Here is a 16,041-nt window from a genome sequence, read left to right as displayed (position 1 = left end):
CCACCAGTTCACACTGGTGGTTTTGATTATAAAAAATATTTCTCCCCTCATTCAAATCGGGACAAGAGAGAATTAAATTTTACACATGTACTTTAACCAATAATCATTCTTTCCCTCGGATAATTAAATTTCGCAGGCTCTTTTTTACGTCTGAATACTAAAAGAAAAGTAAAAATACCAACTCTTCCAATAAACATTAAAATCATCAATATTATTTTACTGAGTGTGGACAATTCATCTGTAATCCCTAAGGATAAGCCGACTGTACCAAAGGCAGAAGTCACCTCAAAAATAATGGCATCCAATGAAAAAGGCTCGAACAAAGTCAGCATAATAACAGCAGTAAAAACAACCATTATCGCAAAAAAGGTTACGGTCACAGCTTTATTTAAATCTACTTCATATACTTCCCTATGGAATATTTTAACGCTCCTGCCGCCACGAATAAATGTAAAGAGAAAAATAAGGACCAATGCAAAGGTTGTTGTCCTGATTCCTCCCCCGGCACTGCTCGGTGATGCCCCAATAAACATTAATGCAGACATAAATAAATGGTTCGTATCTGATAATAAGGTTAAATCCATTGTTGCCAGTCCGCCGCTTCTTGTGGTGACAGATTGAAACAAAGCATAAAAAAGCGACTCATGCCAAGGGATACCTTTAAAAAAGCCATATGCATCAAAGAGATAAATTCCTATCGCCCCCAAAAAAACAAGACAAAAAAAGGTTGTTGTTGTCAGTTTAAAAAACAAGCTGAAATAAAATTGTTTATTTTGTTTTCTTTTATAAAATAGATATTCTTTTATCTCTATAATGACTGGATACCCAATTGCACCGGCAATAATAAGTGCCATCGTCAGAAATTGAACAAAATAATCCGTTTGAAAAGGAATCATGGACTGGCCGGTAATGTCAAAGCCGCCATTGGTTACAGCACTGATAACTGTGAAAAAACCATGTAAAAGTGCTTCTCCGAAAGAAGCATAATACTTCATAAAATAAATGCTTAAAATAACGAAGAAAACGACTTCCACCAACAGAAACAAGTAAACGATATTTTTAATTAACCGGACCATACCATCAAAATGAGTTTGATTCTGATCAGTCATAATCATACTTCTTTCTCTAAACCCGATCCGCTTCCCTAACATTACCCAAAGCATTGTACCGATTGTCATAATACCCACTGCTCCAAGCTGCATCATTAGAGCTAAAAAAATAATCCCTGTTATGCTTAAAGATTCAGCAACGGAAATCGTGCTTAATCCTGTTACACTAATTGCACTGACAGCAGTAAAAACGATATCGATAAAAGGGATATCGACACCAGGCTGATGAGAAACCGGTAAAGCTAATAATATAGTGGATAACACGATCGCTGCCAAATAATAAAACAATAACAGCTGGAAAGGTGTCCATTTACGGATATTTTTGTATTTATTGCGTGCTTTTTTCATTGTTATTTCCCTTCTTTTTTCACGTAACTAAAATAGTGCAAAAAGACCCTGATGACTGGAGCTTGAAAGACCAAAGCGACAGGGACTTTTGAATATCCTCTAATATATTTCTTTAAATTTCTGGATTAAAATTTCTCCCTCATACCCTTTTTGCACAAGTGTTGTCAAAAGTTCCTCCACATCTTTCTTTTGTTTATCAATTATTTTCCCCATCAGCATCACGTTCATTTGTTCACCAATTTCATGCATCCCGGTCATCTTCGTTATGAACGATGCGGGTTCGTTGGTATCTTTCGTAATCGTTGCTTGCACCATCAGCTCTTCTTTTCGTTTATCTTCAAAGTAGCTCCAATAAGAGCGATCAATAAATCCCTCAATTAACCAGGTATCATAATCATCCTCACGATTGATAATCAGTCCATCAATTAACCTCACCTCTGTTCCTTCTAACCCTTTATCATAATCTAAAATAACTAATTTACGCAGTTTAAATGTTTTCATATACTCCACCCTCCAACGTATAAGCCTGATTTTACTCCCTTATTTCAGCAGTCCATTTCGTTTATTGATTGATAATTTATATTGCCTTTATAATAACACAGTTTTCACAAGTCAATCATCGTATGAGTGCAAGATTCTTGGAAACAATATAAATCCCATGGTACACTTACTAGCGAATGCTTTTTTTTACATTTAAATTAATAACATAAAAATTCGTTTTACAATACCAAATGAACAGGGGAGAATTTTCACCATGAATCAAGTAATTGAAACAATAATGAACCATCGTTCTATTCGAAAATTTTCAGATAAACCTTTAAATAATGGGCAAATAAAAACCATTGTAGAAAGCGCACAACGCGCATCCAGCTCCAGCAATGTAATGGCATATAGTATTATTGGTGTGTCAGATCAGGAGGTCAAAGACAAGCTCCATGCCGTCTCCGGGCATGCTCATGTCAAGACAAATGGGCATTTACTTATCTTTTGTGCAGACTTACATCGCATTAATCAATTGGAAGGGATTGAGCATACCGAGGCTTTTCAGGCAAATTTGGAAAGCACGGAGCAATTTATCGTCGGTACGATTGATGCTGCTTTAGCTGCACAAAATGCCGCAGTTGCAGCTGAATCGCTTGGGTTAGGTATTTGTTATTTGGGGAGCCTGCGCAATGATATTCAAGCCTTTAATGATGTACTGCAATTACCATCCCATGTTGTTCCATTATTTGGTTTAGCGATTGGTTATCCAAAAGAAATACCGGATATTAAGCCGCGCTTACCGCTTCCAGCAATCTATCATGAAAATCAATATATTCCTTTTGACAAACAAAAACATTTTATCCAGGAATATGATCAAACCATGCAAGATTATTATGAATCTCGAAATTCCAATAATAAACAAGAAACCTGGACCGAGCAAATGGACAAAAAATATAAACAGCCGACCCGTTTGGATGTAGGACCCTTTGTAAAAGAAAAAAATCTAAATAAGCAATAAAATGACAGTTGATTCCACCTGTATGTTCCCCCTGCTATTTCAGGTACAGGAAGAATGAAGCTTAACTAAAAAGCGGCAGAGCTTCCCTGTCGCTTTTTAGTTATCAAAATGAGCTTCTTCCACCTGTTTTCCTCTAATGTAAACCATTTTTCTTTCTCATTTATTTGATAACCAGCCCTTAAAAATAAAGATGCCAAAAGCCTTTGCTACTGCACTTCTTTTAAATCGTTTTATAGCCAAAGCTTTTCATCGCATGTTCATATTAGTTTTTTCTCAGCTTCCTCTTTCCCCATAACTCATTCATGTGCTACTTTCCTTTAGATTGATACAAATTTTGGAAAGTGTTTACAAGCATAAAAAATGATTTTTTCATCAAAATAATAAGTGCAACATACGAAAAGGAGTGAAACCAAATGACAGTAGGCACGCAAGTTCAGCAAACCATAGCAGGTTTAAAAAGTGCACAGGCAAGCCTTGAGCAATTCGCACTTCAAACAGATAATAAACAAGCAAAGCAGCTATATAAAAATGCAGCACAACAAACACAAGGTGTTTTAGATCAATTAGAGCCGAGATTACAGCAAGTTATGCAGGAAGAACCTCAGTACAAACAGTAATAAAATGCAGGAAAACGGGGGACTATCTGTACAGTCTCCCACCTTACATATTTGACACAGAACAGGATGTGAATATATGCGATTCAAAAAAATGACTCTGCTGCTCATTTTTATTGCTTTTCTAGCTGGATGTAATCATGATAATGAATCTTCTTCAGAAAATCCCAATATAGAGCATCTGTCCACAAATTCTTATCAGGAAACGGCAGCACAGTCAAAAAAGCTATTGATGGACAAAGATGATATTAAAGCTGTTCATGCAGTAAATACAAAAGATACACTGCTCGTCACAATCGATGTTCCGCATCATGAACGCTTTTCTCTGCAGGACATAAAAAAAGCATATCAAAAAGAACTTGAACAGACTTTTCCCAACTTTACGATAGAATTGTCAACTGATAAGAAGATAATCCTGGAAACATCAAAACTGGAAGAAAAAATGACAAATCAAGCTATTACCGAAGAAGAGATCAAGAAAAAAATAGAGGAAATTATCCGATTATCTAAAGAACAGACTTGATATAAAAGCTCGTCTATTTCATGTAATAGCCTAAAAAGGAGTGCTTTCTAATGGGAGATAAAAAGAAACAAAAATTAAAGCCCAACCAACAACAATATCAAGCTTTTCAACAAAAGCGGGAAACGAAACGCCCTATCTTCAAAAATTGTGTCAAGGCTTTCCTTGTAGGCGGATTCATCTGCTTCATCGGGCAGCTTATCTCTACTTTCTATATTTATCAATTTAATTTCACAGAAAAAACAGCTGGAAATCCGACGATTGCTACATTGATTGTTATTACTATGCTGTTAACTGGTTTTGGAGTCTATGACCGTATCGCACAATTTGCCGGTGCGGGTTCGGCAGTCCCGGTAACAGGCTTTGGGAATGCTGTTATTTCTTCAGCAATCGAATATCGTTCGGAAGGGTTTATTCTCGGAGTAGGAAGTAATATGCTCAAACTCGCGGGACCTGTTATTGTTTATGGTGTTTTTTCTGCATTTGTTGTAGCTATTATTAAAACGATTCTCACACAATGGGGGGGATTCTAATGTTAAAAGGACACCAATCCTGGATTTTTGAAAATCGTCCCTCCATATTGTCTACAGGTACGATTGGCGGACCTTTTGAAGCAAAAGGGAAAATTCCGGAGGCGTTTGATATTCTGCATGAGGACATGTGGGTTAATCAGGATTCTTGGGAGAAAGCACAGCAGAAAATGCTGGAGGAAGCTTTACAGACTACCTTAAAAAAAGCCAGGGTTGAAAAAGAAAAAGTGGAATTTTTAATTGCCGGTGATTTAATTAACCAAATGACACCGACCAGCTTTGCCGCCAGCACAAGCAGCATTCCTTTTTTAGGAGCCTTCAGTGCTTGTGCCACTTCGATGGAAAGCCTGGCACTTGCAGCTTCTATTATTAATGCCAAAGGGGCAAACTATATTCTTTGTGCAGCTTCCAGCCATAACGCTGCTACAGAAAAACAATTTCGTTATCCAACAGAATACGGTGGTCAAAAGCCTCCGACCTCTCAATGGACGGTTACTGGAGCTGGCTGCGCGCTCGTTGCCCAGAATGGAGTCGGGCCATCTGTCACATCAGCTACGATTGGAAAGGTGGCTGATATGGGAATGACCGACCCATTTAATATGGGTGGAGCGATGGCTATCGCTGCCGCCGATACAATTGAAGCACACCTTCGAGATATGCAAATCGATCCATCGTATTATGATTTAATTATCACCGGTGATCTTGGGCATATTGGGAGAGAGGTCTCTTTAGATTTATTACATGATAGAGATATTCCGGTTGAAGCAGAAAAATATGTGGACTGCGGTATTACCATCTATCGCGAAGACCAGCCAGTACTTGCCGGTGGCAGTGGTGCAGCCTGCTCAGCTATCGTGACATATGGTCACTATCTTCAAGAAGTCATAAAAGGAAATTTACAAAAAATTCTTGTCGTAGCAACAGGCTCTTTACATTCTACCTTAAGTATTCAGCAAAAAGCTCCCATTCCATGCATTGCACACGCTGTGTCAATCGAAGCAAGGGGGGAACATCTATGATTTTTTTCTGGGCATTTGTCGTGGGAGGACTTATCTGCGTTATCGGGCAAATTATGTTCGATGTATTTAAGCTATCTCCCGCGCATACACTAACCATTTTAGTTATTTCCGGAGCCATTCTGGATGGCATCGGCTTGTATGAGCCACTAATCGATTTTGCCGGAGCAGGGGCAACAGTACCGATCACAAGCTTCGGAAATTCTTTAGTACACGGAGCCATGCAGGAAGCAGAGAAACACGGATTAATCGGTGTGGTGACAGGAATGTTTGAAGTAACAAGTGCCGGTATCTCTGCTGCTATTATATTTGGTGTCATTGGTGCCATTATTTTCAAACCAAAAGGATAGGAAGATGCTTTATGACAGTAGGATCACAAATGAAAACATGTCATGCCACGTTAAAATCGATTGAGGCTGGATTAGATTTATTATATGCCTCTACAACCGAACAGGACCTGAAAAATACGATTGAAGAGGTGGCTGCGTTAATTAAGGATGCACGGCATGATATGCATCAGCAAATTATTTATGTCGATAAAAAAGAACCACAATATAAAACAAAGCTTTAATCAGCGGAAGTATTAGTACGGTTAAGACCACTGTTACTTGTACTGTAAGCTTGATAAATTCTGTAAGGAGGGAAAACATGCCTGAGTGGATATCTATTATTATTCGGTCCATTATTTTAATCACTGTATTATTTTTCTTTATAAAATGGCTCGGCGCAAAGCAATTATCACAGCTCAATATATTTGAAACCATTTCCGGAATTGTGCTTGGGGGAATCGCCGCCTTTCATACAGTAGATCCATACAACAGCTTTTATTATGCATTATTGGCTATGACTGTCTGGTTTATTGCCGCATTCACGATTGAAAAATTATCATTAAAAAGCAAACGTATCCGGGACTTTACAGAGGGCAAGAGTATAGTTTTTATTCAAAATGGAAAGGTGATGGAGGAAAATCTAAAAAAAGAAGGCTATTCGACCGATGATTTATTGGAAAAGCTCCGGGATAACAACCAATTCCTTGTTTCTGATGTGGAATTTGCTGTGTTAGAGCCGACTGGTGAATTAAATGTTTTGCCAAAACGTGAAAATCAGCCAATAACCTTAAAGGATTTAAATATTACGCCAGCACCAGCTAAAGAGCCGCAAACAGTCATTGCTGATGGGAATATTCTGCTTGAGCCTCTGGCTAATGCTTCGCTGAATCCGACTTGGCTGGAAGCAGAATTAGAAAAACAGAATGTTACTATCGATAACGTTTTTCTTGGTCAAGTAGACCATCAGGGACAATTATTTCTTGATCTTTATGATGATCATATTGTTGTACCTGAACCCGCCCAGTCAGCTCTTCTGCTGGCAAGCATGAAAAAATGTCAGGCGGATTTAGAATTATTTGCTTTAGCGACGGATAATCCTCAGAGCAAGGAATTATACGAACGGAATCAAAAACGACTGCAGAAGGCAGTAGATCGAATGGAGCCTTTTTTAAAATAAACAACAGCCGATCTCTGACGATGTTAAAGAAAATCTGGCAGGCCGAGCCTAAAAGGTGTAGGATTGCCTTAGTTGCGCTTAGGCTTTATTCCTTAAATTCTTTATACTTTCTTAAAGCGGGACCAAAAGCGCTAAAGCCCATTTAAAAACGCAGAGATCCAAACCCCGGCTCCTTGGGGGTGGTTCAGCTTTAGTCAAACTTTCTTTATCTCAGAGGTAAAGGAAGCATGTCCCTTATCGCAGGACAGTTCGTGTTAACTCTAAAGTTTGGCGCCTGGAGCAGGAAGTGACTAGTTATTATCCACACACAAATTTTTATAATTTCCCGGGCAACAAAAAAGCAGAGAGACTTTTTTCGATCACATGAAAGTCTCCTGCCTATTCTTATTAAGAAATACGTATAATCACTTTACCAAACTGCTGCCCTTCATTTAAATAGTTAAACGCATCTAAGCTCTGATCCAAAGAAAAAATGCGATCAACTACTGGATGTAATTGATATGCCTCTGCATGCTCCAACGCGGCAATCAATTCTTCTCTGCATCCCATCGTTGACCCGATCAGCTTGTACTGCCCATAGAAGAAAGCACGCAAATCAAATGCTACAACGTCCTCCGTCGTTGCACCGAATGTTACAAACCTTCCTCCCTTTTTCAAAATAGCTAAAGAACGCTCAAAGGTTGCTTTTCCATTACTGTCAATAACCATATCAATCGTTTCATTACTCAGCCTTTCTTTCCAGTCATCAGCTGTATCAATAACAACATCTGCTCCGAGCTCTGCGGCCTTTTCTCTCTTCGTTTCACTTCTCGACGTCGTAATGACCCGGGCACCGATATTTTTGGCAAATGCAATTAAATACGTTGCCACACCACCGCCTGCCCCGGGAATAAAAACTGTTTCCCCCTTTTGCAGCTGCCCTTTTGTAAACATAGCCCGATACCCTGTCAGTGCAGCCAGAGGAAAAGCAGCTGCTTCTTCCCAGCTCATATAGGTTGGCTTCGGCTCTATCTGGTCTTCGGAAATAACAATTTTTTCAGCAAAAGTACCATGATCCGGCATCCCTAAAATATCAAATTCGATCGGCGGTGCTTCACTATTTCGTACCCAGCGCAAAGCTGGATTAATAATAACCTCATCTCCAACCTGGACATCTGTTACACTTTTACCGATCTTTTCGACGATTCCGGCTCCATCTGACCCCAGTATCAGAGCATCATTTGCCCCTTTTCTGCGATTAGGAATCATCAAGTCACGCCGGTTAAGTCCGGCTGCCTTCAGCTTTACAACAACTTCTGATCCGCCTGGCTCTTGTAATTCCACCTCTTTGATTTGTAAACTGTCATTTTCATGTACAAGTGCTCTCATCTCTTAGCTCCTCCTTTATTATCAATCATCATGAAGGTAAAATATTCTCTCTGCATATTCATTTTAAAATACACATTGCATTTTCCCCAATGATAAGCTCACAGCATGACTATCTGTAAAAATTAGTATCCGGATCTCTACATGTTTAAGAGCCCCCTTCGCCTCCAAAGAGAGCTCTGTCTTTATGCATTAAAATAGAAAAACAGCAGAAATCGCAGCAATCATTAAACCAATGATCACAGGGAAAAAGTTTTTCCTTACTAATTCTATTGCAGAAACACCACAAAAGCCGGCTACAGCGATAAGGGACGACCATGCAATTAATGCCCCTCCACCTGTCCAGATCGCTCCTAGCTGACCAATTGCAGCCAGTGTGCTTGCATCTATGGAAGCAGTCTCTAAGGAAGCAGCCAGGGCTCCCGTTAACGGCAGCCCGGAAAAGCCGGACCCGTCTAAGCCAGTAATAATGCCAACCAGCAATAAAGTAAAGGCAACAAATACCGTGCTCTCAGGAAGAAACGATTGGATAGAGGTAATTAAATCAAATAGAAAAGATGGTGCTTCCTCTACAAGTAAAATACCCTTAGAAAACTCGGAGCTTCCTAAAAAGAAAAAGCCGGCAATTGGAATAACTGGTCCCATCGCTTTAAATGCAAACACAAATCCGTTTGTAATATGATTGCCCACATAATCCAGTGCATGCTGTCTTCCAAATACACCAGTAGCAAGCAGTAAGAGAATGACAGCAACGCCGCCTACCAGTGCAGCTCCTTCTCCACCAATTAATTCACTGGAGCCAAAAAATTTATTATATAACATGTACCCTACAACAGATAACAGCACAACCGGTACTAGCCAGGCAAAAACACGGCTCCATTTTATCAAATGCTTTGACGCTGCCTGATGCCCGGAGGAATCATAATCCTGAATTTGTTCTGCTTCTGATTGATTTCTTGGATCTCCTTTTGCACGAATTGATTTTCTGTAAAATAAATAGGCTAAAACAGAAGCAATCACACCAGTGATAACGGAAAGAATCAGTGACCGATCTGCAACTACTGAAGTTTCTACACCCGCTGCCTTTGCTGACAAAGCTGGTGCTACCTGAACAATATAATCAGAGGATAATGCCATTCCTTGACCGGCAATCGTAATTGCAACTGCTGCTGTAATTGCCGGCAGCCCGGATCGTATTGCCGCCGGAACAAGCAAGGCACAAATGAGCGGAACAGCTGGTGTCGGCCAGAAAAATAAAGAGATAAAGTACGTCACAATAATTAATATAAAATAAGACAGGTGTCCGTTTATCATGATTTTTTGAATCGGCTGAATCATCAGCACATCTGCCCTTAAATCCTTTAATGCATTTAACAGCGCAAGCATGAAGGTAATAATTAAAAAGATACTGAAAAGCTCTTGCGCTGCGACTAAATTAGCATAAAATATAGCCATAAACCCACTGACTATATTTCCTTTATAAAAGCAAGCAATCACAAATGTCCCTAATAAGCTTGGAAGAACAATCCCTCGCTGGAAAATCATTGTCATTAAAATAAGCAATGTAAAAAATCCATATAATACATGCGGGATAGTTAAACTCATTTCATTCAGATCCTCTCCTTCATTATGTATAGTAGCCTATGCAACAATACGGGCAGCCGCTACATAATAATGAATGAAAGGAGAACGGTTAACATTTTACCTTTCCAGAGGAAAAGCGCAATGGTGCAAATCTTACCCATTGCGCTTTTCCTGAAATTTTCATTCTAAAATATCTATCACTTTCCTCACAGATTCCGCAGATTTATCTAATTGCTGTTTCTCTTCATCTGTCAGATCCAGCTCAATAACTTCTTCAATTCCTTTACCGCCGAGGACTGTCGGCACGCCTAAGTAAATACCTTCATAGCCATATTCCCCTTCTAAATAAGCGATGGATGGTAAGATACGACGCTGATCCTTTAAAATCGCTTCTGCCATCACTGTTAAAGAAGCAGCTGGTGCATAGTAGGCACTTCCATTTCCTAAGAGATTTACAATTTCACCGCCACCTGTTCTCGTTCTTTGTACAATTTCCTCTAACCGCTCTTCAGAAATCAGTTTCTCCAGCGGAATACCGCCTGCATAGGAATAGCGAATAAGCGGTACCATATCATCGCCATGCCCCCCGAGTACAAATCCTGTAATATCTTTCACGGAGATATTTAATTCTTCAGCGACAAATGCTCTAAAACGGGCTGTATCCAGAACACCTGATTGTCCGATGACACGTTCCTTAGGAAGTCCGGATGCTTTATAAACACTATAAGTCATTGCATCTACCGGATTTGTTAAAACGATAATCGTTGTATTTTCCGAATATTTGATGACCTCTTCTGTAACCGCCTTCATTATTTTTGCATTTGTATTCACTAGGTCATCCCGGCTCATTCCCGGTTTGCGCGCTATCCCGGCGGTTATAATAACCAGATCCGAATCCTTTGTATCTGCATAATCAGATGTTCCTGTTACCTTTGCATCAAAGCCTTGAACAGGCGCTGCTTCTGCCATGTCCAGCGCTTTTCCCTTTGTCGGATTTTCCATATCCGGAATATCCACAAGAACAACATCCCCTAATTCCTTTTGTGCAACCATTAATGCCGTTGTTGCTCCTGTAAAACCGGAGCCAATCACTGAAATCTTTTTACGCCCAGAAACCATTTCATCTGCCTCCCCAAGTCTCAATGAAATAACTTTTATTTAAAGAAAATGCTTGCAGCTCCGATTCAACTCGTTACCACAAACATTTTCTTTTGTACAAGTCTGGTCGTCAATCACCATTCCTGCTTTATGATGTTTTCGCTTATGCTTCCATGTTCTTAATTAATTCATCAGCAAATGCAGAGCATTTCACTTCTGTTGCACCATCCATAAGACGGGCAAAATCATAAGTTACAACTTTTGAACCAATTGTTTTATCCATAGATTTTGTAATTAAATCAGCTGCTTCTCTCCACTCTAAATGCTCAAGCATTAATACAGCAGAAAGGATAACAGAAGACGGGTTAACCTTATCTAATCCAGCATATTTTGGAGCAGTACCGTGAGTTGCTTCAAAAATAGCATGTCCCGTGTCATAGTTGATATTTGCTCCCGGAGCAATACCAATACCGCCAACCTGTGCAGCAAGTGCATCAGAAATATAATCACCATTTAAATTCATTGTTGCTACAACATCAAACTCTTTTGGACGGGTAAGGATTTGTTGTAAGAAAATATCCGCAATAGAATCTTTCACCAGGATCTTACCAGCTGCCAATGCATCATCCTGCGCTTTGTCAGCAGCATCTTTACCTTCTGCTTCCACAATGCGGTCATATTCAGCCCAAGTAAATACTTTATCACCGAATTCTTGTTCAGCAACTTCGTAACCCCAGTTTTTAAAAGCTCCTTCAGTAAATTTCATGATGTTACCTTTATGCACTAAAGTAACACTCTTGCGTCCTTCACTTAAAGCATAATTAATTGCTGCACGGACAATACGTTTTGTTCCTTCTTCAGATACCGGCTTAATACCAATGCCAGAAGTTTCAGGGAAACGTACTTTGCTTACACCCATTTCATTTTTTAAGAAATCAAGAACCTTCTTCACATCGTCAGAGCCTTTTTGCCACTCGATACCTGCGTAAATATCCTCTGTATTTTCACGGAAGATAACCATATCTACGTCTTCCGGGCGTTTTACAGGAGAAGGGACACCTTCGAAATAACGTACCGGACGCAAGCAGGTAAATAAGTCAAGCTCTTGGCGTAATGCTACGTTAAGTGAACGGATTCCGCCGCCGATTGGTGTAGTTAATGGTCCTTTGATAGCAATCTTATATTCTTCGATTTTATCAAGCGTATCCTGCGGTAACCATTCACCTGTTTTATCAAAAGCCTTCTGACCAGCATATACTTCCAACCAGTCAATTGATTTTTCGCCGTTATAAGCTTTTTCAACAGCCGCTTCGATTACCCGGCGCGCAGCTGCCCAAATATCAGGACCTGTTCCATCCCCTTCAATGAATGGAATGATTGGCTTATTTGGTACATTCATTTCGCCATTTTCTACTACAATTTTTTCACCTTTTGTCATAGATAAAACCCTCCTAATAATGATTCCTATTTCATTCTACTACATTTTAACGATATTAGCCTCTATCTGCAATAGATACATAATCTCGCAGATCTGGTCCGTTATATTCAGCACGCGGGCGAATTAATCGATTGTTCGCATACTGTTCTAAGATATGAGCTATCCAGCCGGACGTTCTGCTCACGGCAAATATCGGTGTAAATAAATCTTCGTTGATACCTAAGCTGTGATAAACAGATGCGCTGTAAAAATCAACATTGGCAGGCAAACCCTTATGCTCTTTGATATAATCTTCAATTTTCACAGACATATTATACCATTTTTCCTGCCCTGTGCGTTTTGTCAATTGCTTAGACATTTCTTTCAGGAATTTAGCTCTCGGATCGCCATCACGATACACCCGATGCCCCATTCCCATAATTTTTTCTTTCTTTTCCAGCTTCTCTTTAATATAAGGAATTGCATTTTCTTCTTCTTCAATTTCCAAAAGCATCTTCATTACATTTTCATTTGCACCGCCATGAAGTGGTCCTTTTAAAGCTCCAATCGCTGCCACAAGTCCGGAGTAGATATCTGAAAGTGTTGCTACACAAACTCGAGCAGTAAATGTAGATGCATTTAATTCATGATCTGCATGAAGCACAAGCGCCTTATTTATCGCTTCAACCTCAATTTCATCAGGCTCTTTTCCATTCAGCATAAATAAGAAGTTAGCAGAGTAGCTTAAGTTTTCTTTTGGCTGAACCGGATCTTTTCCATCACGAATTCTTGCAAAAGCAGCTACGATAGAAGCAATTTTTGCTTGAATACGAACAGCTTTTCTTTTATTGGCCGCTTCATCCATTACATCTGCTTCCTCATCGTAAATTCCTAATAGTGAAACTGCCGTCCGAAGAGCTGCCATCGGATGAACACGCTTCAAATCATAAGAGCGTAAATGATTGATAATGTCATCTGAAATCGTCATATTCTTTGCTAAATCAGCCTTCAACTCATCTAATTCCGATTGTGTCGGAAGCTTTTGATTCCATAATAAATAGACGATTTCTTCAAAGCTGGAATTTTCAGCCAAATCATCAATTTTATAACCAACATAGGATAATTGATCATCAATGATCGAACTAATTGCTGATTGAGTTGCGACAATATTTTCTAATCCTTTTGTTGTAGACATTTGAATCTCTCCCTTTCCAATTAATCAAATTATTACGTATTCACGTTAAATAAATAGTACAAGGGTGACAAATCAAATTCGGGCTGTTTAAAGCTATGTAGGAATAAATTTGAGCAAACCTTTTACATTCGCTCTAAGCATCATTCAGGTGATGGAACTCGCGTTTCGTGGACGATTAAACGTGGAACCAAAATCTTTTGAAAGTTACGAATCATTGAATTTATTATTCTACTTTTTAAACAAACTCAGAAACCATTTAAACTTTATTTGTACCCTTCACTTGATTACAGCAATGTTTTTTATCTGCCCATCTTTCATTATAAATGATATTGAGCAGAATGTGAATTGAAACCGTTTAAATTTTGTTAAATAACTGTTAGATTCATCCATATTTAGTTAGCATCTTGCAGATTCATTATGATTCGGACCCCTTATCACTTCTACTTTGCCACTTCAAATCATAGATTAAATTAGGTCTTTTTTCTGGAGGAAATATGATGCAACCAAAAATCATTGGACAACTTATCCGCAGCCTTATTGTTATTATTATTTTATTGGGCAGTATCTTTCTTTTCTATATACTATTTCCTTATATATATCCTATTCTAATAGCGTTCTTACTAGCTTTTCTATTTCAGCCGTTTATCAGGTGGTTTATCAATAAGCTGAAAATGCCGCGATTACTTGCTTTAATAAGCACATTTACTCTTTTTTTCAGTCTGTTCACCATAGCTCTATACTTTTTAGTGAGCGAAGTCTATCAAGGGATTATTTATTTATCAGACAAGCTGCCTGCTTACTTCCGCTATCTGATGGAACAATTTCAGCAGCTATTAGATAGGCGCATATTACCTTTATATGATCAATTGCTCTCTCTTCTGACAACGTTACATGTGGATTATCGTTTTGAAGCTTATGAATATACACATTCGTTCACAGAATCGATTACATCAGCTTTTACTCACTTCTTTCAAATGCTGATGCAGCAAACCGCAGCTTTTCTAATGATGCTGCCGAATTCTTTTACTGTCGTTATATTCATCATACTGGCTACTTTTATGATGAGTTATGATTTCCATAACCTTCAAAACAAATTGCATGAAGCCATTCCGCCTAATTGGTATGCTCTCTATAAAAAAATAGCCTCTCATTTAAAAGGAGCTGTGATTGGTTATTTTAGAGCCCAGGTTATTCTGGTTTGTATTTCTGCCGTTATTTTATGGATCGGTCTCTCTATTCTCCGTGTAGAGCATGCATTCACCATTGTTTTGTTTGCAGCGACAGCAGATTTTATTCCTTATTTGGGCATCGGCATTATTATTATACCCTGGATTCTTTTTAGCTTTTTGACCTTTAATTATCCTTTAACAATTGGTTTATCTGTACTTTACGGGCTTATTATTATCATCAGGCAGTTAATAGAACCAAAAATCGTAGCAACGTCTATTGGTATTTCACCGTTAATGATGCTTATCGGCATGTTTTTGGGAGTGCAATGGTTTGGAGTCCTTGGATTTATCTTTGCTCCCGTTACGTTAGTTATTATTCTTGCTATCAAAAAGTCTGGTCTATTTCAGCAAGTATTTCTCTATATTAAAGGATAGTTCACTACCAGCGGCGATAAAAAGGAGCTTCAATCAGTGGGAGTTTCGTTCTTATCCCACTGATTTAGCCTTAGTGAATCACTGATCTCCCGCCTAAATAGATTGATGTCCTCTCTCTATTTGGTGGAGGGAGTTTTACGGACAGTTATCTGTAATAAATGATGGTATTTCTCCCCAGCAGCTGCATCGCTATTTTCTTTAACTGTTTTTTAAATTGATTTCTTGTCCACGGTATTAATAATAATAAACCAGCTATATCTAAAACAAATCCCGGAATGATAAGCAAAAATGCGCCAAGTATCGTTGCCAACCCATCAAGAAGCTCTTCGGTGGGAGGCACACCTTTTTGCAATTGCTGTTGCGCGCGTCTGAATACTTCCAATCCCTGATATCTGGCAAGAAAAATCCCTAATAAAGCTGTTCCCATAATTAATCCAGCTACCCATAAAACACCAATAAGCTGGCTTAACCATAGAAATACACCAATTTCTATTGCCGGGACCAAGATAAACGCCAGAAGAAGGTATTTATTTCTCATTGTTAACATCCTTTCAGCCTTGCCGCTAAATCAATTATTTCTCGGGTAATCCAATTAGTAAAATTTTTACTGACTTATAAGTAGAACCCCCGAATA

General features: G+C 38.9%; 17 protein-coding genes. 9 read left to right on the top strand and 8 right to left on the bottom strand.

Annotated features, from left to right (window positions below; translation table 11 throughout):
* Positions 1-92 precede the first annotated feature (92 nt).
* On the bottom strand, positions 93-1,457 hold the full coding sequence (locus tag FLK20_RS14820; RefSeq protein WP_152657373.1) for a TrkH family potassium uptake protein: 1,365 nt from the start codon (positions 1,455-1,457) through the stop codon (positions 93-95).
* 99 nt (positions 1,458-1,556) lie between these two features.
* Positions 1,557-1,958 (bottom strand): YwpF family protein, encoded by a 402-nt coding sequence (locus FLK20_RS14815; protein WP_152657372.1) that lies wholly within the window; start codon positions 1,956-1,958, stop codon positions 1,557-1,559.
* Positions 1,959-2,211: 253 nt separating this feature from the next.
* Here FLK20_RS14815 and nfsA point away from each other — a divergent pair, with 253 nt between their 5' ends.
* From nfsA to FLK20_RS14775, 8 genes are all read left to right on the top strand, one after another.
* Complete coding sequence (gene nfsA, locus FLK20_RS14810) at positions 2,212-2,958, top strand: oxygen-insensitive NADPH nitroreductase (protein WP_152657371.1); 747 nt, start codon at positions 2,212-2,214, stop codon at positions 2,956-2,958.
* 413 nt (positions 2,959-3,371) lie between these two features.
* Positions 3,372-3,575, top strand: coding sequence for a DUF1657 domain-containing protein (locus tag FLK20_RS14805; protein WP_152657370.1), 204 nt, complete (start codon positions 3,372-3,374; stop codon positions 3,573-3,575).
* A gap of 76 nt (positions 3,576-3,651) precedes the next feature.
* Positions 3,652-4,095: a hypothetical protein gene (locus tag FLK20_RS14800; RefSeq protein WP_152657369.1), complete on the top strand. Its 444-nt coding sequence runs from the start codon at positions 3,652-3,654 to the stop codon at positions 4,093-4,095.
* 50 nt (positions 4,096-4,145) lie between these two features.
* The gene (spoVAC, locus tag FLK20_RS14795) at positions 4,146-4,625 is read left to right on the top strand and encodes a stage V sporulation protein AC (RefSeq protein WP_152657368.1); all 480 of its coding nucleotides are present in this window, start codon (positions 4,146-4,148) and stop codon (positions 4,623-4,625) included.
* A complete protein-coding gene (spoVAD, locus tag FLK20_RS14790) occupies positions 4,625-5,641 on the top strand; it encodes a stage V sporulation protein AD (RefSeq protein WP_152657367.1) in 1,017 nt (338 codons plus the stop codon). Before spoVAC ends, spoVAD begins: the two co-directional genes overlap by 1 nt.
* Positions 5,638-5,988 carry a stage V sporulation protein AE gene (spoVAE, locus tag FLK20_RS14785; RefSeq protein WP_152657366.1) on the top strand — a complete coding sequence of 117 codons (351 nt, stop codon included), beginning with the start codon at positions 5,638-5,640 and terminating at the stop codon, positions 5,986-5,988. Before spoVAD ends, spoVAE begins: the two co-directional genes overlap by 4 nt.
* Before the next feature lie 11 nt (positions 5,989-5,999).
* Positions 6,000-6,209 (top strand): hypothetical protein, encoded by a 210-nt coding sequence (locus FLK20_RS14780; RefSeq protein ID WP_152657365.1) that lies wholly within the window; start codon positions 6,000-6,002, stop codon positions 6,207-6,209.
* Positions 6,210-6,286: 77 nt separating this feature from the next.
* Positions 6,287-7,144, top strand: coding sequence for a DUF421 domain-containing protein (locus tag FLK20_RS14775; RefSeq protein ID WP_152657364.1), 858 nt, complete (start codon positions 6,287-6,289; stop codon positions 7,142-7,144).
* A 387-nt stretch (positions 7,145-7,531) separates the two neighbouring features.
* On the opposite strand, the gene FLK20_RS14770 is transcribed toward FLK20_RS14775, so the two are convergent.
* The 5 genes from FLK20_RS14770 to citZ form a co-directional block, all read right to left on the bottom strand.
* A complete protein-coding gene (locus FLK20_RS14770) occupies positions 7,532-8,512 on the bottom strand; it encodes a zinc-binding dehydrogenase (protein WP_152657363.1) in 981 nt (326 codons plus the stop codon).
* Between the two features lie 189 nt (positions 8,513-8,701).
* Entirely contained in the window at positions 8,702-10,114 is a 1,413-nt protein-coding gene (locus FLK20_RS14765) for a hypothetical protein (RefSeq protein ID WP_152657362.1), read from the bottom strand.
* A gap of 159 nt (positions 10,115-10,273) precedes the next feature.
* Positions 10,274-11,212, bottom strand: coding sequence for a malate dehydrogenase (gene mdh, locus FLK20_RS14760; RefSeq protein ID WP_152657361.1), 939 nt, complete (start codon positions 11,210-11,212; stop codon positions 10,274-10,276).
* Between the two features lie 142 nt (positions 11,213-11,354).
* Positions 11,355-12,629 carry an NADP-dependent isocitrate dehydrogenase gene (icd, locus tag FLK20_RS14755; RefSeq protein ID WP_152657360.1) on the bottom strand — a complete coding sequence of 425 codons (1,275 nt, stop codon included), beginning with the start codon at positions 12,627-12,629 and terminating at the stop codon, positions 11,355-11,357.
* A gap of 55 nt (positions 12,630-12,684) precedes the next feature.
* Positions 12,685-13,803, bottom strand: coding sequence for a citrate synthase (gene citZ, locus FLK20_RS14750; RefSeq protein ID WP_152657359.1), 1,119 nt, complete (start codon positions 13,801-13,803; stop codon positions 12,685-12,687).
* A 497-nt stretch (positions 13,804-14,300) separates the two neighbouring features.
* Here citZ and ytvI point away from each other — a divergent pair, with 497 nt between their 5' ends.
* Positions 14,301-15,407 (top strand): sporulation integral membrane protein YtvI, encoded by a 1,107-nt coding sequence (gene ytvI / locus FLK20_RS14745; protein ID WP_194165635.1) that lies wholly within the window; start codon positions 14,301-14,303, stop codon positions 15,405-15,407.
* Between the two features lie 145 nt (positions 15,408-15,552).
* Here the strand turns inward: ytvI and FLK20_RS14740 are convergent, their stop codons facing one another.
* Positions 15,553-15,945, bottom strand: a complete 393-nt coding sequence (locus tag FLK20_RS14740) for an FxsA family protein (protein WP_152657357.1) — start codon at positions 15,943-15,945, stop codon at positions 15,553-15,555.
* Positions 15,946-16,041: the final 96 nt, after the last annotated feature.

The organism is Oceanobacillus sp. CFH 90083 (assembly GCF_009389585.1).
Taxonomy (GTDB): domain Bacteria; phylum Bacillota; class Bacilli; order Bacillales; family Amphibacillaceae; genus Oceanobacillus.
The sequence above is the reverse complement of the archived record's forward strand: the minus strand, read 5'-3'. Positions and strand labels throughout refer to the sequence as shown.